Below are 22,789 nucleotides of genomic sequence, written 5' to 3' on the forward strand. Positions count from 1 at the left end.
TTACAGGGTTTAGCGCCTATAACGGCTGAACCGCAGGGTGTTACAAGGTTTGAACGCTACAAAGGTGCAACGTTGCAACCGAACGACTGCTGGCAGATCGCGCCAGCGTTATGCCGCTACAACGTTTCAATAGTGGAGGGCCACAATGGCAAAGATCGTCGTGCATCACTCTCGAAAGGGAGGGGTGGGCAAGAGTACGGGTGCGTACGAGCTGGCCTACCTGCTGGACGCTGTCCTGGTCGACTTCGAGCACGACGGTGGGGGAGTGACTGGAAAGTGGGGGTATCGGCCGCTGGAACGGCTGCGGATCCCGATCCTGGATGCATTTGAGAGCGGTAGAACACCTCGCCCGTTGAAGGGGCACGGCAAGCCTCGGCTGGTGCCCGGACATCCTGACCTTTACGACCAGATGCCCCAACACGAGGTCGTGGCCAATGCGCTTGAGCGATGGGCGAAGGATTGGGACACCGAATGGGTTGTTGTCGACACACACCCCGGGATCTCTTCCGCAGCGTTCGGTGCACTCAGCGTTGCTCACGCGGTGATCGTGCCGACGCCACTGCGCAACCTCGATCTGACCGCCACCGAAGAGCTCATCAATGACATGCCGGACTACCCACTTATCATCTCGCCGACGATGATCCCGCCTGTTCCACCGGAGGCAGAGCTCAGAAGGCTAGCTAAGGCGGTTGAGGGCACCCCCGTTCAGGTGGGTCCGCCGGTCCCAAGAGCGGTTGCCGTCGAGCGCCGCACCAAACGCATCGCGATTACATCCGAGAACCCGCCGGCGAAGGCACTGCAACCTGTCGCCGAGGCATATGAAGAAACCGCGAAGTTCGTCCAGGAGTATGTCCGATGAGTGCAATGAGCGGCCTTGACGCCATGACCAAACAACGTGAGAAGCGGGCCAAAGCCCGGCCTATGCCACCGCCGCGCCACACGGCGCCGCCGGTATCCACGACCGAAACCGCTAGCGGACCCGGCGAAGTGTCGGGGGAGTCCAACCAGCCACCGTCTGCGACGACCAACACCGAGCCAGCCAGAACCACGGCAACGGTCGAAGCGGCGCCGGCCGCGCCCACTCCACCAGAACCAACTAAGCCCTCGGTAACGGTGGCCGCGAAACCTCGCCCCACAACACCGAAGCCGAAGAAGAACCCCGCGCCAGCGCCATCCACTGACGCCGCTGGCGGTTCGACTGGTCGCACCGTGGGCCCGAGCACGATCTACTTCGATGAAGAGACTGACGACTTCCTTGAGGAAGTGAGCATCGCTGGCCGCCGAACCAAGCCCAGGATCGACTCGCGAAGCGCGATCGCGAGGTTCGCGATGCGCAGACTGATGAACGAGATGTCACCTGAGGAAGTAATCGCCGCCATTCGGGCGGAGATAGAAGCCGCCGGACCGAGCCATAACAAGCCAGGCCGCCCGCGACGTTACTGAAGTTAGACCGTTGTAGCGGTACAACGTTACAACTGCGTGCGCGCCGTCGAATCCGTGCGAGGGCGGCAGGACAGATGCGAGAAGCAATGTGGCGGTCCTGGTGGCGATTGCGGCGCCACCAGGACCATCGACCAACAGATCGGAGCTGTTGATCTATGTCTGACCCTACTTCCCGGCCCGACCACGCCAACAAGAGCTCGACAAGCGCCGCCAGCATGGCCAGCGCCGTCGTCCTGAGCCTGATTGTGGTGGCCGCCTCATTCACGTTGAGCTTCAACGCTCTTGCCGATCTGGCACGGATGTCCGGGGCCATTCCGGACTCCCTGACGCCACTGCTGCCGGTCGTCATCGACGTGTTCATCCTGCAAGCGACCTGGTGCGTCTACGTCGCCACCAGACGAGGTGACGACGCCGGCAAGCGCTACCACTTCGCCATGCTCGCGATCTTCTCCACCGTGAGCGTGGCAGGCAACGCCACGCACGCCTTCCTCGCCTCGGGACAGGGCACTGTGCACGGGCTGCTGGCGGTCGCGATCGCCGTGGTCGCACCGCTGGCCCTACTGGCGAGCATCCACGGTCTCGTCATGCACGTCTGGACAGACACCGAACCCGCCGCCGAGCACAGGACGCCTGCAGCCACTGAGGTCGCCGAACTCGTCACGGACTCAGAATCCGATCAGGATCGCAGTGCATCCCATGCACAGGCGCAGGTCACCACGTCGGACACAGCAACGACGCGACTGGTTTCGTCGGAATCGCCGATGAGCGTCAGTTTCTCTGAGATCGACGCCCAGATCACCGACGACGAGCGCGAACTGGCCACCTACATGTGCGGGCAGTACCGCATCATGAGCGGACCCGGCGCTGTCGCGCGCGCTCTCGCCTGCGAGCGTCTGCACGTACAGCGTGAACAGATGGCGCTCTTCGTCGGCGTGCACAGAACCACGATCGGGCGATGGATGGACATCGCGCAGGAGTGCATGGACGAGCGGCATGCTTCGCCAGGTGCCGTTCCCTCACACACCGGGCGTGCACAGCTCAGTGACCGCGCACTCGTCGACGCGCACTGACAGCCTCACTCGGAACGCGCACGACGTATCTCGGGGTAGGGGAGTGGTGACTACCTAAGCGGCGCACGTCTCGGGCTCAGCGTCCGAGAACTGGAACGCGAGCAAGCTGATCTCCGCTTCGCTGCGCTGCCGCCCTTCCTGCCGGTCGGTTGCCATCAATGCCATGTGGTCGCTCCTAAGAGTGCGTGCGTAGAAGAGATCGTGGGATGGAGGGAACTTTCCTGGGTGCTGGGTGCAACAGATGTATGCACGGGCCGCTCGACGGCCAATCACTGCGAATGGAGAGATTTCATGGGTAAGAACGCTTCTCGAGTTTTGGCCGGCGCGTTGTTGGCCGCCAGCCTCACCGGCTTCGGTGCCGGTATCGCGTCCGCACACGGCGGTGCCACCGAGAGTTCGGAACCGGCGCCCGGCCACGGCCTTTCCTTGAGGTACGTCGACCCTGACGACGATGATTTCCGGCGAGGTGGTCACGGCGATCCGATCGGCGATGCCGGGCAGCTGAAGATCCTCGAGTTTTGATCCTGAGCCGGTGATCTGGCGGTGTCGGGCCGGGCCACAAGGGGCGTTCGGCCCGACACTGTCGGAGGGGGGAGCAGGGAGCAGGAAAGGCGGGGAGAAACGGTGAGGGCATTCGTGCGCAAGCGTCTGTACTCTGATGTGCTGAGCTGGCCGATGCTGGCGGTGTTCGGGTTCTGTTTCGCTCTCGGCGCGTACTCGCTGATCCGTGGGATCAGCCTGCTCCAGGACCCGGCGGAATGTAGTGGGCAGGCGATGGCCGCTGTTGACCTCTGCTACCACTATGGCCGCGGATCAGAGGAACTGATCGTGAACGGTGCCACGATGTTCGGGGCGTCAGGGAAAAGCCTGTCCGAGCAAAGCTCGTTGAACACCTGGTTTGTCGGCCCACTGTATGTGCTGTGCGGGGGTGTGTTCCTGGCGGTGAGCTCGTATCTGCTGTTCTTCCAGATGGTGGCACTGGTGGATCGCTGGCGGGACCGCGCTGCCGACAGCGACGTCAATCAGTGAGAGCGATTCTCAAAAGCCGGGGGTAGATCGGCCAGGCGTGGTTCATCAGGATTACGGCGGAATCGTTCTGAGAAGCGGGGATTGGTGGCGACGAGGTGTTGGCGCAGCTCGCGAACCTCGGTGGAGACCAGTCCGATGCGTTGCTCGATGCCGTGGCGTTGTTTGTACTCGCGGGCGGTCAGGTCGTGAGTTTCCAGATGGGTGCGGGTCAGGGCGCGGAAGCGTTCGCCGCATTCGTGACAGGCGATGGTCTCGCCGTCGTCGTCGAGGTGCCCCCACCAGCCATGTCCTGAACGGCGCGGAGTCGCGGTGGTGGAGGCGCCTGGGCAGGATGGGTCGGACAGCACCCGTTCACGTCGGCGTTGCATGGCGTGCGCGCTGCATCGGTTTTGTTCCACCGCCCACCAGTCGCAGTCGGGGACGACACATTTCCGTGCCGCCCCGTTGCGTTCAAACAGTCGGGTCAGGGCGGCAGCAGGGTCGGCGGCGGTGCGCCCGGCGATGGCGTCGAGAGCGACCGACAGCGCGGTCGCCACGACGTGGTGTGCCCGGTCGGCGGTGAATCGTCGCTGCCAGAGACCGCCCCAGATGGTGGCCGCCAACAGGTCCTCGGCGACACCCGCTTTGCGGAAGACGCGGTCGAGGATGGTGCGAACATCGCACACCACCGGACGCAGGCGGGCACCACAGGCGGCGATTGCCGCCACGATGGACTCCCGATCGGCGCGATCGGCAGCGACAACAGCGACGCCGGCGAAGTAGCCGGCGAGATCATCGACAAGGTGCCCCCGGTTGTCCTGGCCGAGGTCGCGGATCGCCGCGGACGGGGTGAACACGGGCAGCCCGTCAAGGATCACCACATCATCCCACGACAACGCCGAGGCCCGATACAGATACCGGGTGGTAGTGGTGGTGCGGCCACCGGTGGTGCGGGGCCGGGTGATCGCGAGCTGCGGCAGTCCCTCGCCGGGCCAACCGAGACCGTGCACAGCCAACGCGGTTGTGCCGGTGACCACGCAATCAGGGTGAGGAGCCGAAAGACGCTGGGCGGGCGTGAGATCGCGCACCGCCGACACCCAAGCCAACTGGGCGGCAGCCAGGACACCTTCGCCAGCCCGCTCCGTCTCGCGCATCACCCCGTTGGCGACCGGGATCAACAGCCCGGCGTTGCGCAGTCGCAGCTGATCGCTGCGGGTCACCCCGTGCTGCTGGAACTGGGCGCTGGTGATCAGCCCCCACTGCGTCGTCCGCAGAGCTGCAGTGTCGGCCCACTTGCGCGCCAACATCGGGGGGAGGGGCGACGACGGAACAGAGTTCATGTCCGACCGGTCATCGGGCGTTCTGGTCGGCGGTGGTGAGGATCAGGTACTGCGCTGAGACGGCCTGCTGGGCAGACTTCAGGGTCTGGCCTTCGACCTGGGCGTAGTAGCGGCCCAGCGTCATCATGCACACGAACTGGTTGGACTTGGTGTCGTCTTTCAGGCAGGTCGCCGTCGGAAACGCTGGGGGACTGTCGACGGGGGTGTAGGTGCCGTCGTTCACCATGTCGTTGGTAAAGGAGTCGAAGACTTTGCGTGCCCCTTGCGGGTTGTCGGCACGCACGACCGCCGAACCCTGGATTGCGGTCTGCGACGTGGTCTCGTCCAGGACAGTGAAGATGTCCTGCGGGTCGTCTTGTCGGTGCGCCATGCCCCGCGGGCCCCACACCGCTCCGGGTGCGTTCCCTGCGGGCAGGGCATAGATCAGCAGGGACTGGGGGTCGAGCAGCGGCGCTTGTTCGCCTGGTGTGGGCGTGAATTCGTCGAGCAGCGTCTTCTGCCGGCTGATGAGGTCCCGCACGGTGGCGTCCATCGCTGGGATCTGGGCGATCGGGGCGCGGTAGCGCTCGATGAGAACGTAGTCCTTGTACGCGGTGACATAGGTGCGGTCGCTGGATTGCGGGGGTCTGACGCCTTGGTAGTACTGCACGATGGTGCCAGGGCTGCTCTCTAGGGGAACGACCACCATGTTGGGTTCTTTCTTTGCCGCTACGCCCTGATAGATGCGGTAGATCGAGTCCTGTGCGGCGGTTGCGTCCTGCGGTGATCGGTAGCGCAGCACCATGTTGTGCAGGATTTCGCGGTTGTTGGTTCGAGCGGTGGACTCGAGGTTGCCGAACGAGCTCACGAACCCACCGAGTAGCGCGTCGTTTGCTGCGATCGTGGGGCTGATGCGGGTCACGTCGGTAAACGCTGACCGGTCCTGCTGATTGGTGCCGAAACCGCCGCTGGGCTTTTCGTAGGTGACGAGGTCGGGGTTTGCCTCGAAGGGCACGACGACGTAGTCGCCCATGCGTAAGGCCTCATGGAGCTGATGATCGGTGGCTCGGCCGAATGGGGCACTTGCTCGGGTAGGGAAGTCTCCAGTGTCGAGGGCTGCGGTGTCGACCTTCGGATCGGTCAACGTCGCCGCGACCGGTTGCCCGTCGGTTGCGCATCCAGCCACCACCGCGGCTATCGATAGCGCGACCACCACACCCCGAGCAAGTGCGCCCAGTTTCATCGACCCATCACTCCTGTGTTCGCTTCTGGCGCAACCTAGTTGGCGTTCTGGTCGGCCTTGGTCAGGATCAGGTACTGCGCCGAGGCCTGCTGGTAGACATCGCCCTTGTTGTTCGAGTGCACATCGGCGACGTAGCGGCCGACCCGAACGATGCACTGGTAGGAGGTCGACGACGCAGACGGGATGCTGGTGCAGTGCGCCTGCTCCTCGGTCAGGCCCGGCGGCGGGGCAATCGCGACTGGATCTTCCTCGCTCTTGGCATACGCATCGGCGAGTTCCTTGGCCTTCTCGTCGCTCTCGGCGCGATAGACGAAGGACCGTTCCACCGCGTTGGCCGTCGAGCCGGCGTTTTTCAGGACTGTGAAGGTGTTTTCGCTGTCGGTGGTGAAGTGCGCCATGCCGCGCGGACCGTAGACCGCTCGCAGTGCGTGATTGACGAACACCTTGCCGCCGGCACTGGGATCAGAGCTGTCGAGGTCTTCATCGCTGTGCGGCAGGGCGTAGATCAGGACCTTGTTCTGATCTTCCACCGGGAACTCGAGGTTCTGCGGGTCCAGGCCTCGAGCGCGACGCTCCTTGGCGGTCAAGGTGCGCGGGAACTGATCGATCAGCTTCTCCTGCAACGGGATGGCCTTGCGGGTCATGGCTTCGGCCTGCTGCGCCGACGGTGCGGTGGCCCAGGTGAAGATCACGTACACCCCGTGCGGGGTGAAGGTGTGCAGGAAGTTGCTGCCGCCGGTGCTGGTGGCCACGGTCTGGGCGCCGTTGACCCCAGACAGGGTGCCCACCACCGGGTTGGCACCCTTCTGCCGTGCGTAGTCGGCGAACCCTTCGGTGAGCTGGCCGGCCGCGGCCTGCGCGGTTTCGGGGGTGAAGTAGCGCAGCACCATGATCTGCAGCGAGCGCATGTTCTTCGGGTCGTCATCGGAGGCGGCCTTGGTGGAGAAGCCGGCGACGAGTTCGTTGTTGGCCTTGATCTTCGAGGCGCCGTCGTAGAGGAGGCCATCGAGGCTGGGCGGTCCGGGCACCGGTGCGGTCAGCGTGAGTGCGGAATCGACCAGTCCGGGATCGACTTCCACCGGCAGCACCGTGAACTGCGCCATCCGCTGCCCTTCGACCCGGGCGAAGTGGTTCCAGTCCTTGTCGTCGGCGACACCGAACTCCGGTCGTGGCTCGGTGGGGTAGGAGCCGGGATCGAGAGCGGCCAGGTCCACGGCCGGCTCAGCACTCGACGAGGAGCCGGCGGCCGTTTGGGTCGGTTCTCCTTCGGTGGAACAGGAAACCAGTGTCGTGCCGACGATGACTGCGGCTGTCATCGACACCATCGATTGCCAACGCTTCATTGCATGTGTCCTCTCCTGCAGCCCCCTGCCACACGGAGAAACACCTCCATAGGCCCGCGACTGCGCATCTCACCAGCGATTCCCTAGTGAGTTGCGGTGCGAGCCCCGATCGGTTCCCCCGAGACCGAATCTGCACGATTCTGTTGATCGGCTGCAGAATAGACCGGGCTCAACCAGTCGATGCAACACCGGCTTGTTGGAGCAACAATAGCTGCTCGTTGAAGGCCTCAGCGGGAGTCATCCATCCGAGCGACTTCCGAGGGCGCGTGTTCAGCGCGAATGCGACGGCTTCGATGTCTTCGGCGCTCCAGCGGGACAGGTCGGTGCCCTTCGGGAAGTACTGACGCAGCAGCCCGTTGGTGTTCTCGTTCGTGCCGCGCTGCCAGGGCGACTGCGGATCGGCGAAGAACACCGGGATGCCGGTTTCGACGCGGAACTGCGCGTGAGCGGACATCTCCTTGCCGCGGTCCCAGGTCAACGAGCGCGCCAGCTGCGCCGGCAGCGCCGACATCGTGTTGGCGAGAGCATTCTTCATCGTGATCGCGCCATAGCCGGCCAACGCCGGCCCGTTCTTCGGCGTCTCCTTGTGCCGATAGCCCTCTTCCCGCGGGAGATGGACGAGCAGCGTGTAACGGGTCTTGCGCTCGACGACCGTGCCGACCGCCGAGCGCTCCAACCCGATCAGCAGATCGCCTTCCCAGTGCCCGGGGACGGCGCGACCGTCGGCTTCCGCCGGTCGCTCGCTGATCAGCGTCTCCGGCGTGACATGCGCCCAGGTCTTGCGCCGCGACCGCTCTCGGGGGACGCGTAGCGCCCTGCCCGTGCGGAGGTTCCAGACGAGTTCGCGCTTGAGCGCGCCGCGGCCCTCGATGTAGAGCGACTGGTAGATCGCCTCTGGGCTGATGCGCATGGACTCATCATCCGGGAAGTCGATCTTCAACCGGTGTGAGATCTGCTCCGGACTCCAAGCCCAGGACCAGGCCCTGTCCTTCCGATGCGGCTTGCCTCTCCCGGTGAACCGCGGCGGCTGGGGACCGGTGACGATCGTGCCATCGGGGCTTGTGATCTTCCCCGACAGGCGCGCTCCTCGACATACGCGCGCAGCCGCGGGTTCGCGACGAGTTTCGCGACCTTGGGTCGCTTCGCGGTCATGTCTGCTTTCCACTGCGCGACCGACGCCCGATACTCCGGCTTCCCGCCCCGCGTGGCCGCGTTCCGCCGCAGCTCACGAGAGATCGTCCCGGCATCGCGGCCCATGGCGCGAGCGATCTCGCGAACGCCCTTGCCCTTCTCCTTGAGAATCGCGATCTCCTCGCGCTCAGCGAACGAGAGGTAGCGGCCCGATGGCTGCTGGGCGATGTCGAATGGCGCCATGCCGCCAGCGTGTCGGAACCATCTTGCGCCGACCGCGGGCGCCACGCCGACAACCCCCGCGGCTTCCTCCGCGAGCAGCCCTTTCGCGATCTCGCCCCAGAACGCCGCCTCGACGGGTTTCTGAAACTTCGGATGCCCCGGCGAGCGGAGCTTCGGACGAACCCGCCCTGTCCGCGGCCTGCTGACGACGAACCATCGAACACCTCCTGATAGAGGTGTTGCGACGACCAGTTGAATTCACCTAGTGTGCCCCGGCACAGTATGCACAGCGGGGTCCGCCCTAGCCCGCAAGTTCCGTTACCCATTCGAACAACCGAATCCCCGGTCCGCGCCACCGATTCCGGCGGCGCGGACGGTTACGGTCACGGCATCTGTTTCGGGGATCAGAGGAGAATCGTATGCGCATCACCGGCGTTGCACGCACGGCACTGATTGGGGTGGCGACGCTGGCGGCAGGTGCGGGACTGGTGTCCGCGCCGGCACCGGCCGAGGCTGCCCCCCAACACATCTACGGGGCGATCGCGATCAGCATGCGCACCGGCAACACCGCCTATGCCATCAACTACTCCACCGCCGCAGCGGCCCATCGTGCCGCCGAAGCCAAGTGCGCCGCCTACGACTGCAAATGGGTGGTCCAGATGGATCGCTCCTGCGGTGCTGTCACCCAGCAACCCCGCACCCGCCGCTGGGGATGGGCCTATGGCCCCACTCGCCGCAGCGCCGAAGTGACCGCCGCCAACCACTCCGGGCCGGGCTCGCGCACCATCATCTGGGCGTGCACCGACCGCTGAAAACCGGGGGCCGTTTTGCGCCGCCAGCCTCCGTCGATCAGCATGAAGCCCATGATCGGGTCGGGGGACAGCGGCGACGCTGAGCGATGGAGGGCGCAGTGAACGCCCCCGTTGTCCCCACATCGGGGGACGCCGCCACGGTCGTCGCTGATGCGGTGAAGGTGCTGCGCGCCTACAAGAAAAACGCCGTCGCCGACCTGGCCGAGGCGAAACTGCACCGCGACCCGCAGCGCATTGTCGTCGTCGCCGGCGAAGTGCAGCGCGGTAAGAGCTCCCTGGTCAACGCCCTCGTCGGCCGCCGCGACCTCTGCCCGGTCGGGGTCGATGTCACCTCCTCGGTCGCGGTGTCGGTCACCACCACCGACTACCTCGACGCCGGGCAGACCGCGGAACTGTTCTTTGCCACCGAACCCCGCCCGATCCCAGTCGACGAGCTGGCCGACTGGGTGACCACCGACGGCCGCATGGTGTGCGATCGCACCGTCGAGCAACTCCCCACCTCGGCAGCAATCGGGGTCCGCGAGTCCCGGCTACCGGATGTGACCCTCATCGACACCCCCGGTGTCGGGGGCCTGGACCCCGGGCTGGCGCAACTGGCCAGCGAGTCCACCCAGCAGGCGTGCGTGCTGGTCCTGGTCTGTGACGCTTCGGCACCCATCACCGCCCCGGAGATGGAGTTCGTGCGCGAAGCCTCCGCCACCGTCGACGCCCTGGTGCTGGCGGTGACCAAGACCGACAAACATCTGGGCCGGTGGCGACAGATCGTCGACGAGAACGCCCGCCTGATCTCGCACCACCTCGGCCGCCAGGTGCCGGTCATCGGGGTGTCGAGCCTGCTCGCGGTCATCGCCGCCGACACCACTGACCCGCAACTGCAACACCGCCTCGAGGTCGACTCCGGCATCACCGCGTTGCGGGAGGCGATCACCACCCGCCTCGAAGCCACCGCCGCCGCCCCACACGTCGATGCGGTGCGCACCTGCATCGAAGCCCTACGGGTGGTGCGCGGCGGCATCGCCGACGAACTCGCCGCCCTCCAGGCCGGCGAAGAGGCGTTGCCGGACCTGACCGCCGAACGCGATCGGCTCACCGAGCTGCAAGCCCAGTCCCGCCAGTGGGAGCAATACCTCGCCCGCGACCTGACCCTGCTGCGCCAAGGGGCGGTCGATGACCTCGAACGCCGCCTCGATGAGATCCGCGACAAGTGGACGGCCTACATCAACAAAAACGGCATGGAGGTCTTGCGGCGCCGGGAGCAGAAATTCACCGCCGACATGCAGGCCGATCTGCAGATGGCGATGGCCGAAACCCTGTCCGGGTTCCTCCAACAGCTCCACGACACCGTCATCGCGCCGCGGTTCGCCGACGACCCGTCGGTGTGGACCGAGGTGAGCAACCGCATCGTGGAATCGATGCAGGACAAGAAGATCGAAACCCACCAGGTCGCCAGCAAAACCCAAGGCCTGCTCGACCCCACCCTGCTGACGATGGGTGTCGTCGGATCATCCACCCTTGGAGGCATTCTCGGCCTGTCGGCCCTACTCGGGGTGGGTGTGGTCGTCGGCACCGTGTGGGTCGGGGTGAACCTCGGCTTCCGGGCGATCCGCGCCGGCAAGACCAACCTGTTGTCCTGGCTGCGAGAAACCCTGGCCGCCACCAAATCCGCCACCGGCCGGCTACTCGACAGTGCCGTCGCCCAGGCCCGACCCGAAATCGTCATCCGCTACCGCGACCACCTCCGGGCCAGCATCGACCACCTGCAGACCACCATCACCCAGGTGCAAGAGTCCGCTGCCGCCGACGCCGCCGCCCGCGAGAAGAACGTCGCCCGCCTGACCACCAACCTCAGCATCGTCGACAAACGCATCACCGCCGCCGAAACCCTGCTGACCGGGCCCACCGCATGAACGCCCCGATGAGCGATCCCATCCATGCCGCCCTCGACGGCGGGTTGCGCCAGCTCGCCGGCCTGGGCGGCGACTGTGTCGACCACGCCAATGCGATCGGCACCATCTTGTGGTCACCGCCGCGGGTGATCGTCGTCGGCCGCCTCAAAGCCGGTAAATCGACCCTGGTCAACGCCCTGATCGGGGCGCCGGTCGCCGAAACCGCCGCACTGGAAGCCACCAACGTCGTCACCGTCTACCAAGACGGGGCACCCTCACGGGCCGAAGTCGTCGGCCTCGATGGCACCCGGCACCCGGCACACCTGCAGCGCGGCACCACCATCGAGCTACCGCTGCCGACCACCGACATCGCCTACGTCGACCGCTGGCTGCCCTCGGCCGCGCTGCGCGAGCTGACCCTCATCGACACCCCCGGCCTGTCGACGCTGACCGTCGACAACGACTCAGCCACCCGCCGGGTCACCATCGACGGGTTCGAACAAACCCGCAACGCCTCCATCGACGCCGACGCCGCAGTGTTCCTGTTCGACGCCGCACCCCGCGTCGACGAAATAGAGTTCCTGTCCCGGCTGCCATTCACCCCACTGACCATGCTCGGCGTGCTCTCCCGCGCCGACTCCTTCGGCGAAGGTGCCTGGGGTCGCAGAGATCCCCTCGACCACGCCGCCCAGCACGCCGGTCGCCTCGCCGACCGACTGGCCGATGTGGTGCACGCGGTGACCCCGGTATCGGGGTTGATGGCCCAAACCAGCCACACCGGCATGCTCACCGAACGCCACGCCGCACTGCTGGCCCGCCTGCACCACCTCGCACCCCTAGATGTGTTGCGCATCTTCGACTCCGACGACCCCACCGTCGGGCCGATCACCCCACCCGAACGGGCCGAACTACTCGGTGTGTTGGGGGAGTACGGCATCCTCAACGGCCGCGGCCTGGCCGCAACCGGCGGGGCCGCCGCCCTTAACACCTGGCTGGCCGAACGGTCCGGCATCGCCGCGCTGCGCCACGCCCTGCACGCCTCCACCGCCCGCTACGCCGTCCTGCACCGGGCGCACCGCATCCTCGCCCGCCTCGACCAACTGGCCTTCACCCACCCAGCCCGCGAACAGATCCGCTCCATCACCGCCAGCTTGCGCGGCAATCCCGCGCTGCTGCTGGTGACTGTGCTCGAGGACTACCAGCGCATGCTCGACACCGACCCGCACGCGGTGGTCACCGAAGACCTGCACACCCTCCTCACCGCCACCAGCCCTGCCGAACGGGTCGGGCTCGACGCAGGAGCACCCCCGCTGCAGGTTGCTGCCGAGGCCCAGCGGCGGCTGGTCGCTGCCCAACAACGCACCCTGGCCACCCGATCGGCGGCCGAGGACGCCGCCCTGGTCACCCTGATCCGCACCTACACCGCTCTGGCCGCCGGCCACTGAGCTCACCACTTCACAGAAAACACCCGAACACCATGACCTCTGCATCCCACACCTGGACCCTGGCCATCGACTTCGGCACCTCGAACTCTGCTGCTGCGCACTCCGGTGCCACCAGCGGCAGCATCGAAGCCCTGTCGCTGAGCCACACCAGCCACCTGATGCCCTCGGCGGTGTTCGTCGACAATCCGAACAACATCCTCGTCGGCGCTGCCGCCGTGAACGCCGCGGCCCAGAACCCGGCCGGATTCATTGCCTCACCGAAACGTCTCATCGGCCACCAAGACGGGGTGTCGGCCAACGGGCACACCGTGCCCACCTATGCCCTGGTCTCTGCGGTGATGCGCACCATCATCGGCCGCGGTCTGGCCGCCCACGCCGGCGTCATGCCAGAGCGGGTCGTGCTTACCCACCCCGAAGCCTGGGCGCCGCAACAGATCCAGGTCCTCGTCGACGCAGCGATGGCCGCCGGCATCCCGCGCGAGCGGATCACCACCATCTCCGAACCCCGCGCCGCCGCCGGGCACTACTCACGCTCACACGCCCTGCAACACGGCGCACGGATCGCCGTGTTCGACTTCGGTGGCGGCACCCTCGACATCGCCGTCCTCGAGGTCACCACCACCAACACCTTCCAGGTGATCGCCGCCCGCGGCGACAACGGCCTCGGCGGCAAGAACTTCGACGCCCTGCTGCAACGCTGGGTCGAAGACCGCATCGCCGACCGCGACCCCGACCACGCCACCTGGCTACGCCGCACCGCACCCATTGACGCCATCCAAAGCCTGCAGAACTCGATCCAGCAGGCCAAAGAGCTGCTGTCCGAAGCGCCATCGGCCACCATCACCGTGCCCGGCCCCGGCGACCGCACCACCCTGCAGATCACCCGCGACGAGTTCGACGAACTCATCGCCCCCGCCGTCGACTCCGCAGTCCAACTCACCCGCGCCACCCTCATCGACGCCGGACTGACCAGCCCCGACCAGCTACTGGCCCTGTACCTGACCGGCGGTTCCTCCCGCATCCCACTCATCCAGCAACGCCTCGGTGAACTCGGCCCGGTCGCCACCCTCGACGACCCCAAAACTGTTGTCGCCCAAGGTGCGCTACTACAGGTGCTGGCCGATTCGGCACCCACCCAGCCGCGGCCGGTGCCCGCCGCCGCCGACCTCATGCCGTCCTGGAACACCCAGCCCCGCACCCTGGTCAACCCGCAAGCCCAAACAGCGACCCCGCAGCGCTGGTGGAAGCGGCTCGCGGCAGCGGCCGTCGCCGCGGCCGCGGTGCTCGCGGTCGTCGTCACCGTCATCGCCACCAGGGGCGGAGACGACACCCCAGACGGACCGCAAGCGTCGAACGCCACCGAAACCCTCGCCCGCAACACTGATGCCAAGGAAGCCTGGCCCACCGGCGAGGACGGCGGCTCGATCCTCACCGACGAAGAACAGGCCCGCGCCCAACTCCCCACCGCTCTGCAGAACCAACTCGTCGGCGACTGCCGCCGGATGATGGGCACCTCCAACGGTGCCGGCAAATGGAACTGCGACATCAACCCCGACGGAAGTCTCGCCGAGTTCGCCCGCAAACCCAACGACTTCTACATCAGCTTCAACGTCGACATCAACGAAGCCAACCGAGAAATCCTGAACTACCGCAACGGGTTCTGGGCCAAAAGCTACCCCGAAGGGCAGACCGCCCTCGTCGAAGACTCGGCCCGTACCGCCGCCGCCGAAATCATCCCCGAAGTCCGCGACGACCCCCAGTACGGCTACACCATTTACTACGCCAACCCCAAGAGTGGTGTGGTCATGACGGTGAATCGCGTCAAAGACATCGACTCAGCCCGCACCTTCCTCAACCGATCCGGCCTCATCGACTAATCCGACGGGCTCCGATGCAACTCCGCGCGTGAAGACATGTGCGATCGCCTAAGTCAGCAGCGGAAAACAGCTCGACCAGCTGGCGTCGGGCCTGGTCAGGTCTTGCAGCGTTCGCGAATCGCGGGGCTGTCGAACCACCAGTCGATGCTGCCGTCGCGCACTGTAGTAGTGGGGAGGGTTCCGTTGGTGGTCGCGAACTCGACGCCCCAATATTGCGTTCTGTAGCGCTTGGAAAGGGAGATTGTGTCGCCGGGGCTGACCCATCGGGGGTTGTTCGACTCGTTGCTGCTGGGAGGCTCAGGCACTACTGAATGGAACCAGTCGCCAAACATCTTGCCCCCTTTAGAATCTGCGGGCTGACCGGTCTCGTCTGTCCATCGGCTGATGATGTTGAGGTTGCGTATCCAGATCTTGTGGCTCGACCTATTACGCAGGGTGACGGTGACCTCAGCAAGGAGATAGACGTGGTCGAACGCGGCGTAGTCGAGCGGGCCGTTTTCCCGTTCTGCGGGGGTTGGTTCGCGCCAGTTCGCGACCACTTCCACAACCTCAGGGGCCAGACATGTGGTGTCCACGGCGGGAGCCGAAGATGAACTCGCGGAGTCGGCAGGCGCAGAGCTGCTGCGCATGTTCTCTGCGACAATGACCAGCGCAAACAGAACCAGTACCCCCACCACGGACAGCGAGGTGAGAACGATTCTGTTAAGACGGCGGTTAGGTGGTGCTGCCTTCACGGGTGAAAGGTCAGGTGGGACAACCTGAATCAGTAAGGGACCCCGGTTGCCATCCTCACGTCGTCGGCCACGACCTGCGAGACGAATCGTTGTGCCATAGCTGATGTTCGAAGGCATTCGGAACTGGACGGACCGTTCCTCTGTCACTGTCCGCTGCCCGTGGCAGCGAGTACACGTGTGCAGATCTGAACCTGTGCACTCGGGGCAAACGTCCGCGAGCTCGACCGACACCGACTGAACAGACCCCGCCGCAGCAATTTGCTCGGCCGAGAAGGGCACCGCAACGACCTCGTCATTACCGCCGTCCGCACTGGCCACGTGCGTCGCTCCTACCCTCGTCCGCTGTCCTTACAGTTCGTTGAAGTCTAGGACGCGTACCAAGCCGATCTGGGAGCTGGAGAAGGGTTTACTGCTGGGTAGAAAGAGCGATACGCCACTACACTCCGGGCTGTGAGCTTGGGGGATGGTCTGTGGGGGTCGATGGGATACAGGCCGTTGGCGCCGGTCGACTCGATGGTGGCTCCGACACCACGGGCGGTCGCGCAACGTGCTGCTGACATTGTCGCCACAGTGGCTGATTCGGCCGATGCGGTGAGCGAGGCCGCCGGCTGCTTGCCGGGCTACATCGAACCCGGTACCGCCTGGGACCTGATTGCGGTTGTGGAATGGATGACTGATCGGATCGCCCGAAGCCGGCACCCACTGCTGGCTGACCTCCTCGGCCAGGGGCCGGTGCCCTGGGAATGCTGGCAGCGGGAGCTGCTTGAACCGTGGCCCATCCTTGCTGATGCAGCAGCCAAGCTCGGCAGCTCTCTACCCGCCCGTCGTACCGCCACAACATCGCTCATCCCTGTCAGGCCCGCGACAGATCGAGGGCAAAGATCGCCAGGTAGAGCAGGTTGATGGTGCGTAGCGCTTCGCTACGCACGGTCTCGTCCTGGTCGTTGAGGTAGGGCTCGACTCTCTCTATGAGATGGGTGGGAGTCGGTTGAACCCGGCGGAGCAACTGCATGCAGGCGATTCGTACGGAGGGATCTGCCAGCTGATCGACCACGACGTCGAGGCCGTCAGATCCGCCGTGGTCAATCAACCATGCCAGCAGCGGCGTGCGTTGGGCGCCGAGCGTTGTGCTTCGGGCCAGGACGACGATGTGGTCGTGGTCATCGTCGTCGGCGACGGTGCGTAGCGTGCTGGCCGCCGCGTGCAGAACGCCGGGGTTCGGGAGTGGGTCGCGCTGGAGCTGGGCGAAGAGAGTATCGGTGGACGGGTGGTGCGGGCTTGGCTCGTTGTTCATCGGAATCCTGTGTCAGTGACAGTCCGGCCCGGACTGATCAGTGCAGTCAGGCGGTGCGCCTAGGGGAGTGGCCTCCGGCCGCTCCGGGTGCCGCTGGGCCGGAGCGACCGGGGAAGCTTCCCGAGGGTTGGGGGTCAGAGGTAGACGACCTTGCCGTAGACGGCGGACCCGTCGTTGGCCTTCGGGGTGCTGGTCTTGAGGATCGCGTAGGAGCGCACCGCGACCGGACCGGCGCAGCCGTCGATGTTGATGTGGCCTTCACGGGTGGTGGTCGAAGCCTTGCCTGCGCCCACCGTCTTCTTGTCGAAGGTGACAGTGGTGATCTTGCCCGGCGACATCGTGATCGACAGGCCCGGCTGGATCAGCGCTTGCGGGCTGATCGACAGGGAACCGCTGGGGCCGGCCCCACTGACACCACCGCCGCCGCTGCCGCCGATGCCCAGGCTCGCTCCGACGCTTCCGGTGACCGCTTCGAGCTGCACCGCGCAGCCCATCATGTAGCCGGCCTCGACTTCACCCTTGATCGGTGCGTTGGTCTGCCCTGCGGGCGGGGTCAGCGTCGAGGTGGCCTTCATCGACATGAACGCCTCCCTCGAGGTCGGCACCGACGACAGCGGGGCGACCTTGCGAACCTTCTCGGTGGTGGAGGCGATGGTGGCCTTCCATCCGTCGTCGGTGACGAAGGTGCGCTGGTGACCCGGCTGTGCGTCGGCGACTCCGGCCGCGAGCCCACCGGCCAGCGATCCCAGCGACACAGCAGCAACGGCAACGGTCATGGCGGTCTTGGTCATCATCAGAAAGAATCCCTTTCACATCGCGGCGAGCGCCGCGGGCCGGTGGTAGTCCCGGCGGCCTTCGGCCTGCCGGTGAAATCTGTGCTCTGCGTGAGCAACTGAAGATTGGTTGCCACCACAACCGTGAAAGGTTCCCGATCCGAGCAAACTATTCTTCGGCCCATCTAGAGTCGGGGTGCTCAGGGTCGCAGACGCAGTGATGCCCGACCCCTACGAGGAGGGTCGGGCATCACAAAGAAGAGGCCAGGCCAGGCGCGGCTGCAGACGAGATCGCCCTGTTGAGGGATCGGTTAGACGACGACGTCGCTGCTGTCGTAGCCGCCGGTGTTGGTGACGTCGGGAGAGGTTGAGGGGTCGTCGCCGTAGGTGTTGGTGCCGTCGCTGTAGATGTCGACGGTGCCGTCGCCGTCGATGTCCTGGCCGTACACGTCGGGGGTGCCGTCGAAATCGGTGTCGACAGCAGCGGTGTCGAGCTTGCCGTCGCCGTTGGTGTCGATCGCGACGGCGTCGATCTTGCCGTCACCGTTGGTGTCGACCGACAGGGTGTCGGGGCGGCCGTCGCGGTCGGTGTCGGAAACGATGGTGTCGGCGTGGCCATCACCATCGGTGTCGTGAATCTGGGCGACGAGCTTGCCGTCTTCGTAGGCGTCGACCTGGGTAATCTTTCCGTCGGCGTTGAAGTGGGTCACCTCATCGACGGTGCCGTTCTTGTCGATGTCCTGGGCGACCACCGATCCGCCGTCGGCGGTCGGGGCGGCAGCGGCATCGACGCGGCCGTCGCCGTCGGTGTCGGCTTCGACCAGGATCACATTGCCGTCCTCGTCGTAGTGGACGTCGATCGAGTTGCCGGCGCTGTCGGTGGTGTGCACGACCCCGTCGCGACCAGCCGGTTCCGGTGCCGGAGCCGGGGTGCTCGAGTCCGAGGTGTGGGAGGGCTCGGTGTACAGCTCGTCAGGGCTGATGTTCGGGGTGTCATTGCTGGGGTTGCCGGACATGCTGGTGGCCTTTCAACTCGATCAGTGGAGCGTGTCGAAGGTCTGTTGCCACCAGGAGGGAGAAAAGTTCCCCGCATCCTTGGATAAGCGCGACATCCCCCGCAAACGCGCTGCTCTCAGGTCAGGAGTACACCACACGCCCGCCATCGCCGGCTGAGCGACAGCCCATCAACGAACACCGGCTCAGGGGAGCTGGCGTACTTGCGGGCCGTGGCCGACTTCGCCGGGGCCGGGTACGAGGGTGACCATCGTCGGCGGTGGTACCACCATCGGCCCGGTGAGGTCACCGGTCTGCGACGTCATCAACATCGGGCTGGCCGGTTGCCTCGGACTGTCGGGATCGTCAGTGACAGCAGCGCCGAACATCGCCGCGACAGCACCGAATGCCAGCACAGCCGCTACTCGCCGACACCGGGGTGCCCGTCGGGTCATCTGCTGTCCCACAGCGGACGTGGGCCACCCTGGAGGTGTCCTTGCCCGAGGGTTCTGGTCGGAGGTGGAAGGGTTCGTGGCGTGATCAGGTGGGGTGGTCATCTGCTCAGTACTGCCTCACAGTGTCCATGCCGGTGACCAGCGGTACCGGCACCCAGGTCGGGTCGATCTGCACCCACGTCAGTGGCTGCTGCACACCGGGGCGGGGGTTTTCTTTCAGCGGCACTGGTCGGATCTCGGGGCCGGGAGTCAGCCCGTGGGCCTTGGGGTCTTCGATGACGGCGGCGGTCAGGATCGGACGGTCACCCAACGGTTCTTTCAGTTCCCGGCGGACCAACCGTGGACGGACAGCGGTGTCTTTGTCGTTGCAGTGGTATCGGTAGACGCCTTCGCTGTCGCTTTCTTCCCAACGAGTCACCGAGATGACGATGGCGTTGCTGTGTTCGTACACGCCGGTCACCGTTGAGCATCCACCCAGGATTGTGGCCGTTCGCGCGCCTGGAACGGCCAGTCGCAGAGTCAGTTCGCTGGGGTGGTCGTAGCCGATGATCGTGCCCGGACCGACCTCCCGCCGCTGGTACTTCGGCTCATAGGGTGGGGGGCGTTTCGTTGACGACGATGCCGCGGACGACGACGTCGATGCCGAGGGCTTTGATGCGGTGTCGTTGGCCAAGTTAGTCAGGATCAAACCGCCGCCGATGAGAATCACCAGGCCGAATATGGCGCCGGCCTGAGCTACGCCGTGGGCCTCGTCGCTGGGTTCGTTGGCCTCGGGATTGCGGTACTTCCAGGCCTGCGTCGCCTCCCACATGCCACGCGGATTGAAGATCTGCCACAACAGCAGCGGCACCGCGATGCACCCGATGATCACCCAGTACGCGACCACGTCTCACCCCTTTCGTCAGCGACCCGCAAGGCCGACAGACGGTGCGGCCGGGTCATACGTGTGTTGCATCAGGGGCGGGGGTTTGTTCCCTGCGCGCATGGAGTCCCCGACGAACCGGGGTGTCAGAATTTCTGTCGGTGGGCAGAAGGGGGAGTCGTGTCACGAACACCAGACGAGATCGTCGAGCAGTGGCGTCAAGCCCGTGCGGAGGGCTGGACCACCAAAGCCATCGCCCAGCACTGGGGTGCGGCCGAGGACACCGTCCGGCGACGCCTGGGCAAGACCGGCCGCCGGCGGATCAAAGACGACGACGTCGCCCAGTGGCGACAGAAGATGCTCGACGGCTGGACCCTCAACGACATTGCCGCCGAATGGAATGTGTCGGTGAGCACCATCCACCGCTACCTCGGAGCACTCGGACTACGCACCCGCAACTACCACCCGCTGACCATCGACGAAGCCGTCGCCGCCTACCAGCAGTACGGCACCCACAAAGCTGCCGCCGCAGCCCTCGGTGCTGGGGTGTCGGTGCTGCGCATGCGGCTCTATGAATCTGGCCTCGGCCTCTCGGCCTACCCCGGCGGCGGACCGCACATCAAGGAACCCGGGGTGCCCAACCCGCCACGCGGTGTGCGCAGAAACGAAGCCGACCAGACCTAGGGGAACAAACCCCGCCGCTGCCTGCATCCGATGTGGGACTCAACCGCAACCCGAGCGGTCGGGCATCACCGAAAGGAATACGGATTTAAGCCGAGCGACTCATCGCCACCGCTGCACTCGCACTGGGAATAGCCGCCGGCGGCGGCGCCGTCGCCGCCGGGGCGGCGCTGGCCAGTGACGTTCCAATGTGTGAGCGGTGCGGTGCCCCGATGGATCAGGGCTTCCACAACGACTGGGAGGACGACCAGTTCTTCCACATGCCCTACGGGCCGGGCAACCAACTGGAAGGCCGAAGTCGGCGACTGAGAAGGTCGCGACCTGGGCGGGCGGCCTCAGCGCCGGATGTGCCGCCCGCTCTCAGGCCGAGGCCCCGAAAGGTCTTACCTCGCGAGATCGCCGAAGCCGCCGGTTACGATCACAGGCGGTGACGGCCTGGTCTTACTGCTGGGCTTCGGCACACACGATTGGAGAACCGAGCATGCCTGACGACGAGTCGCCCATCCTGGCGGCGCTCGGCCTCGACACCGCGGATCTACCCGCACCGCCGGACGACCTCTGGGATGCGGCCCTAGCTGCGGCATTCGATCCCGCGGCCACCTCCGACCCAGACACCGTGCCCGACATGGACGACACCGTCCCCGCCGACGACGATCTGCAACTCGTCGTTGATGACCCCGACGACACCACCACCTCCGCCCTGCACGCCGACGGGCCGACCCCGACCACTGGCGGCGAGGATTTCGGCGACGCCTCTGTCGACCCCAATGTCGTCGACGACGGAGGCCATAGCGGCGACGACCAGCCCTATCTCGACCCAGGACACGACGACCCCCACACCGACGGAAGCCACGATCTGTGATGGGCGGGGTCACACCGAAGACAGACGACGCCGCCTTGCTGCTGGCTGCCCGCAACGGCGACCAGCACGCCTTCGCCCAGCTCGTCGGCGCACACCGCACCCACGTCTGGGCGGTGTGCCTCTCTATCTGCACCAACCAGCACGACGCCGAAGACGCCCTGCAGAACACGCTGGTTGCCGCCTGGCAGAACCTGCACAAGTTCCGCGGCGAATCGCGTTTCTCCACCTGGTTGCATCGCGTCGCCGCCAACAACGCCCTGATGGTGGTGCGCAAGCGCAAAGCCAACACCACCATCACCGACTTCTCCGATCCCGACCAGCCAGTCCAGCTCGTCGACGACGACGGCGGCGGACAGTCCTTCGACGACACGATCGCCCTGCGCGATGCCGTGCGCCAAGCGCTGGCCCAATTGTCCGAGGACCAACGAGAAGCTGTTGTCCTTCGGGAGTTCGGCGACCTCACCTACGCCGACATCGCCGCCCACCAAGGCGTCGGCGTTCAAACGGTCAAATCGCGCCTCAACCGCGCTCGCACCCAGTTAGCCGAACTCCTTCGGGACCACGCCGCCACCTAGACTGCGATTCGCACATACATTCGAGTGCGCGCTATGCTCGTGATGGATGGGGTGAGTGAGCGTCGGGAAGCGTCTCGCTTACCCCATCCATTTACCGCGAGAGAAGTCACCTCACTAGTGGGGTGGAGGCTGAGTGCCGAGGTCGAGCATGTTCGAGACGTGGCCTGATCACCGGACACTGCGTGTGTTCGACCCAGCCCGGCCCGTCGTGGTCGACATGGTGCGTGCCGATCCGTCCTGCGGACGGCCCTACTCGTCGGCACCCGGGGGAGTGTCCCTACGAGTGCGAGCATCGGGGGCGAAGATCGAGCCGACCATGCCGGCACGACAACTCGCCTGGCTCCAACTGTCTTCTCTGCACTAGTCAAGTTCTAGGTTGCCCCGAGAGTAGGTGAGACAGCGGGGCGGAACGCATCATCAAGTTGCGGACTGAGTCGATTCCGATCGAGCCGCGCGAGGCATCCGGCTGCGAGAACTCGGTTCGCACATCATCGACCCGAAAGCCGGGTGAACCGCTTTGATGGAGACATCTCTCTTTCCGCTCGTGTGCGTCGTCGGCGTCACTTCAGCTCCAGCTTCAAGCCGAGCGCCCGCGCGACTTTGGCTATGGTCGCGGTCGTCACGTCATAGTTGGCCTCGACGCGCGCGATCGTGGGCCGTGATACCCCTGCCTTCTCACCAAGCTCTCCCTGTGACCAGCCCTGCTTCTTCCGGGCCTCACGGATGACGCCACCGAAATCATGCTGCTTGGTCTCACCCAT

General features: G+C 65.6%; 20 protein-coding genes and 1 pseudogene. 11 read left to right on the plus strand and 10 right to left on the minus strand.

Features of this window, described 5'->3' with window-relative positions; translation table 11 throughout:
* The first annotated feature begins 145 nt into the window (after positions 1-145).
* The 4 genes from GKZ92_RS22780 (at position 146) to GKZ92_RS22795 (ending at position 3,542) form a co-directional block, all read left to right on the plus strand.
* Complete coding sequence (locus GKZ92_RS22780) at positions 146-859, plus strand: ParA family protein (protein ID WP_155225760.1); 714 nt, start codon at positions 146-148, stop codon at positions 857-859.
* A gap of 799 nt (positions 860-1,658) precedes the next feature.
* Positions 1,659-2,513, plus strand: a complete 855-nt coding sequence (locus GKZ92_RS22785) for a DUF2637 domain-containing protein (protein ID WP_268902900.1) — start codon at positions 1,659-1,661, stop codon at positions 2,511-2,513.
* 291 nt (positions 2,514-2,804) lie between these two features.
* Positions 2,805-3,035, plus strand: coding sequence for a hypothetical protein (locus tag GKZ92_RS22790; RefSeq protein ID WP_155225762.1), 231 nt, complete (start codon positions 2,805-2,807; stop codon positions 3,033-3,035).
* Positions 3,036-3,149: 114 nt separating this feature from the next.
* On the plus strand, positions 3,150-3,542 hold the full coding sequence (locus tag GKZ92_RS22795; protein WP_155225763.1) for a hypothetical protein: 393 nt from the start codon (positions 3,150-3,152) through the stop codon (positions 3,540-3,542).
* Here GKZ92_RS22795 and GKZ92_RS22800 read toward each other — a convergent pair.
* From GKZ92_RS22800 to GKZ92_RS22815, 4 genes and pseudogenes are all read right to left on the minus strand, one after another.
* Positions 3,536-4,828: a MucR family transcriptional regulator gene (locus tag GKZ92_RS22800; protein ID WP_196222065.1), complete on the minus strand. Its 1,293-nt coding sequence runs from the start codon at positions 4,826-4,828 to the stop codon at positions 3,536-3,538. The two genes, GKZ92_RS22795 and GKZ92_RS22800, sit on opposite strands and share 7 nt — an antisense overlap.
* Positions 4,829-4,871: 43 nt before the next feature.
* Positions 4,872-6,083 (minus strand): DUF7373 family lipoprotein, encoded by a 1,212-nt coding sequence (locus GKZ92_RS22805; RefSeq protein WP_155225765.1) that lies wholly within the window; start codon positions 6,081-6,083, stop codon positions 4,872-4,874.
* Positions 6,084-6,118: 35 nt separating this feature from the next.
* Positions 6,119-7,426, minus strand: coding sequence for a DUF7373 family lipoprotein (locus tag GKZ92_RS22810; protein WP_155225766.1), 1,308 nt, complete (start codon positions 7,424-7,426; stop codon positions 6,119-6,121).
* Between the two features lie 169 nt (positions 7,427-7,595).
* A pseudogene (locus GKZ92_RS22815) lies at positions 7,596-8,996 on the minus strand (IS30 family transposase).
* A gap of 202 nt (positions 8,997-9,198) precedes the next feature.
* On the opposite strand from GKZ92_RS22815, the gene GKZ92_RS22820 reads away from it, so the two are divergent.
* The 4 genes from GKZ92_RS22820 to GKZ92_RS22835 all read left to right on the plus strand — a co-directional run bounded on the left by GKZ92_RS22820 (position 9,199) and on the right by GKZ92_RS22835 (position 14,799).
* Positions 9,199-9,591, plus strand: coding sequence for a DUF4189 domain-containing protein (locus GKZ92_RS22820; RefSeq protein WP_155225767.1), 393 nt, complete (start codon positions 9,199-9,201; stop codon positions 9,589-9,591).
* Between the two features lie 98 nt (positions 9,592-9,689).
* Entirely contained in the window at positions 9,690-11,498 is a 1,809-nt protein-coding gene (locus GKZ92_RS22825; protein ID WP_329602432.1) for a dynamin family protein, read from the plus strand.
* Between the two features lie 8 nt (positions 11,499-11,506).
* Positions 11,507-12,922 carry a GTPase gene (locus GKZ92_RS22830; RefSeq protein WP_230461993.1) on the plus strand — a complete coding sequence of 472 codons (1,416 nt, stop codon included), beginning with the start codon at positions 11,507-11,509 and terminating at the stop codon, positions 12,920-12,922.
* Between the two features lie 32 nt (positions 12,923-12,954).
* Positions 12,955-14,799, plus strand: coding sequence for an Hsp70 family protein (locus GKZ92_RS22835; protein ID WP_155225770.1), 1,845 nt, complete (start codon positions 12,955-12,957; stop codon positions 14,797-14,799).
* A gap of 95 nt (positions 14,800-14,894) precedes the next feature.
* On the opposite strand, the gene GKZ92_RS22840 is transcribed toward GKZ92_RS22835, so the two are convergent.
* The 5 genes from GKZ92_RS22840 to GKZ92_RS22860 all read right to left on the minus strand — a co-directional run bounded on the left by GKZ92_RS22840 (position 14,895) and on the right by GKZ92_RS22860 (position 19,934).
* Positions 14,895-15,533: a hypothetical protein gene (locus tag GKZ92_RS22840; RefSeq protein ID WP_155225771.1), complete on the minus strand. Its 639-nt coding sequence runs from the start codon at positions 15,531-15,533 to the stop codon at positions 14,895-14,897.
* An 853-nt stretch (positions 15,534-16,386) separates the two neighbouring features.
* Positions 16,387-16,827: a hypothetical protein gene (locus tag GKZ92_RS22845; RefSeq protein ID WP_155225772.1), complete on the minus strand. Its 441-nt coding sequence runs from the start codon at positions 16,825-16,827 to the stop codon at positions 16,387-16,389.
* Between the two features lie 134 nt (positions 16,828-16,961).
* Entirely contained in the window at positions 16,962-17,621 is a 660-nt protein-coding gene (locus tag GKZ92_RS22850) for an MspA family porin (RefSeq protein ID WP_155225773.1), read from the minus strand.
* 290 nt (positions 17,622-17,911) lie between these two features.
* A complete protein-coding gene (locus tag GKZ92_RS22855; RefSeq protein ID WP_155225774.1) occupies positions 17,912-18,616 on the minus strand; it encodes a hypothetical protein in 705 nt (234 codons plus the stop codon).
* Between the two features lie 538 nt (positions 18,617-19,154).
* Positions 19,155-19,934 (minus strand): hypothetical protein, encoded by a 780-nt coding sequence (locus GKZ92_RS22860; RefSeq protein ID WP_155225775.1) that lies wholly within the window; start codon positions 19,932-19,934, stop codon positions 19,155-19,157.
* A 156-nt stretch (positions 19,935-20,090) separates the two neighbouring features.
* Here GKZ92_RS22860 and GKZ92_RS22865 point away from each other — a divergent pair, with 156 nt between their 5' ends.
* The 3 genes from GKZ92_RS22865 to GKZ92_RS22875 all read left to right on the plus strand — a co-directional run bounded on the left by GKZ92_RS22865 (position 20,091) and on the right by GKZ92_RS22875 (position 22,028).
* On the plus strand, positions 20,091-20,594 hold the full coding sequence (locus GKZ92_RS22865) for a hypothetical protein (protein WP_155225776.1): 504 nt from the start codon (positions 20,091-20,093) through the stop codon (positions 20,592-20,594).
* A 478-nt stretch (positions 20,595-21,072) separates the two neighbouring features.
* Positions 21,073-21,453 (plus strand): hypothetical protein, encoded by a 381-nt coding sequence (locus GKZ92_RS22870; protein ID WP_196222066.1) that lies wholly within the window; start codon positions 21,073-21,075, stop codon positions 21,451-21,453.
* The gene (locus GKZ92_RS22875) at positions 21,453-22,028 is read left to right on the plus strand and encodes an RNA polymerase sigma factor (RefSeq protein ID WP_155225777.1); all 576 of its coding nucleotides are present in this window, start codon (positions 21,453-21,455) and stop codon (positions 22,026-22,028) included. Before GKZ92_RS22870 ends, GKZ92_RS22875 begins: the two co-directional genes overlap by 1 nt.
* 560 nt (positions 22,029-22,588) lie before the next feature.
* On the opposite strand, the gene GKZ92_RS22885 is transcribed toward GKZ92_RS22875, so the two are convergent.
* Positions 22,589-22,789, minus strand: coding sequence for a helix-turn-helix transcriptional regulator (locus GKZ92_RS22885; protein WP_155225778.1), 201 nt, complete (start codon positions 22,787-22,789; stop codon positions 22,589-22,591).

Origin of the sequence: Gordonia sp. 135 (assembly GCF_009720185.1) — a bacterium.
Taxonomy (GTDB): Bacteria; Actinomycetota; Actinomycetes; order Mycobacteriales; family Mycobacteriaceae; genus Gordonia; species Gordonia alkanivorans.

Excerpts from the sequence above, each read along its gene's own strand:
- GKZ92_RS22780 (WP_155225760.1), top strand. The coding sequence starts at position 146 with ATGGCAAAGATCGTCGTGCATCACTCTCGAAAGGGAGGGGTGGGCAAG.
- GKZ92_RS22785 (WP_268902900.1), top strand. The coding sequence starts at position 1,659 with ATGGCCAGCGCCGTCGTCCTGAGCCTGATTGTGGTGGCCGCCTCATTC.
- GKZ92_RS22790 (WP_155225762.1), top strand. The coding sequence starts at position 2,805 with ATGGGTAAGAACGCTTCTCGAGTTTTGGCCGGCGCGTTGTTGGCCGCC.
- GKZ92_RS22800 (WP_196222065.1), bottom strand. The coding sequence starts at position 4,828 with ATGTTGGCGCGCAAGTGGGCCGACACTGCAGCTCTGCGGACGACGCAG.
- GKZ92_RS22805 (WP_155225765.1), bottom strand. The coding sequence starts at position 6,083 with ATGAAACTGGGCGCACTTGCTCGGGGTGTGGTGGTCGCGCTATCGATA.
- GKZ92_RS22810 (WP_155225766.1), bottom strand. The coding sequence starts at position 7,426 with ATGAAGCGTTGGCAATCGATGGTGTCGATGACAGCCGCAGTCATCGTC.
- GKZ92_RS22820 (WP_155225767.1), top strand. The coding sequence starts at position 9,199 with ATGCGCATCACCGGCGTTGCACGCACGGCACTGATTGGGGTGGCGACG.
- GKZ92_RS22830 (WP_230461993.1), top strand. The coding sequence starts at position 11,507 with ATGAGCGATCCCATCCATGCCGCCCTCGACGGCGGGTTGCGCCAGCTC.
- GKZ92_RS22835 (WP_155225770.1), top strand. The coding sequence starts at position 12,955 with ATGACCTCTGCATCCCACACCTGGACCCTGGCCATCGACTTCGGCACC.
- GKZ92_RS22845 (WP_155225772.1), bottom strand. The coding sequence starts at position 16,827 with ATGAACAACGAGCCAAGCCCGCACCACCCGTCCACCGATACTCTCTTC.
- GKZ92_RS22850 (WP_155225773.1), bottom strand. The coding sequence starts at position 17,621 with ATGATGACCAAGACCGCCATGACCGTTGCCGTTGCTGCTGTGTCGCTG.
- GKZ92_RS22855 (WP_155225774.1), bottom strand. The coding sequence starts at position 18,616 with ATGTCCGGCAACCCCAGCAATGACACCCCGAACATCAGCCCTGACGAG.
- GKZ92_RS22870 (WP_196222066.1), top strand. The coding sequence starts at position 21,073 with ATGCCTGACGACGAGTCGCCCATCCTGGCGGCGCTCGGCCTCGACACC.
- GKZ92_RS22875 (WP_155225777.1), top strand. The coding sequence starts at position 21,453 with ATGGGCGGGGTCACACCGAAGACAGACGACGCCGCCTTGCTGCTGGCT.
- GKZ92_RS22885 (WP_155225778.1), bottom strand. The coding sequence starts at position 22,789 with ATGGGTGAGACCAAGCAGCATGATTTCGGTGGCGTCATCCGTGAGGCC.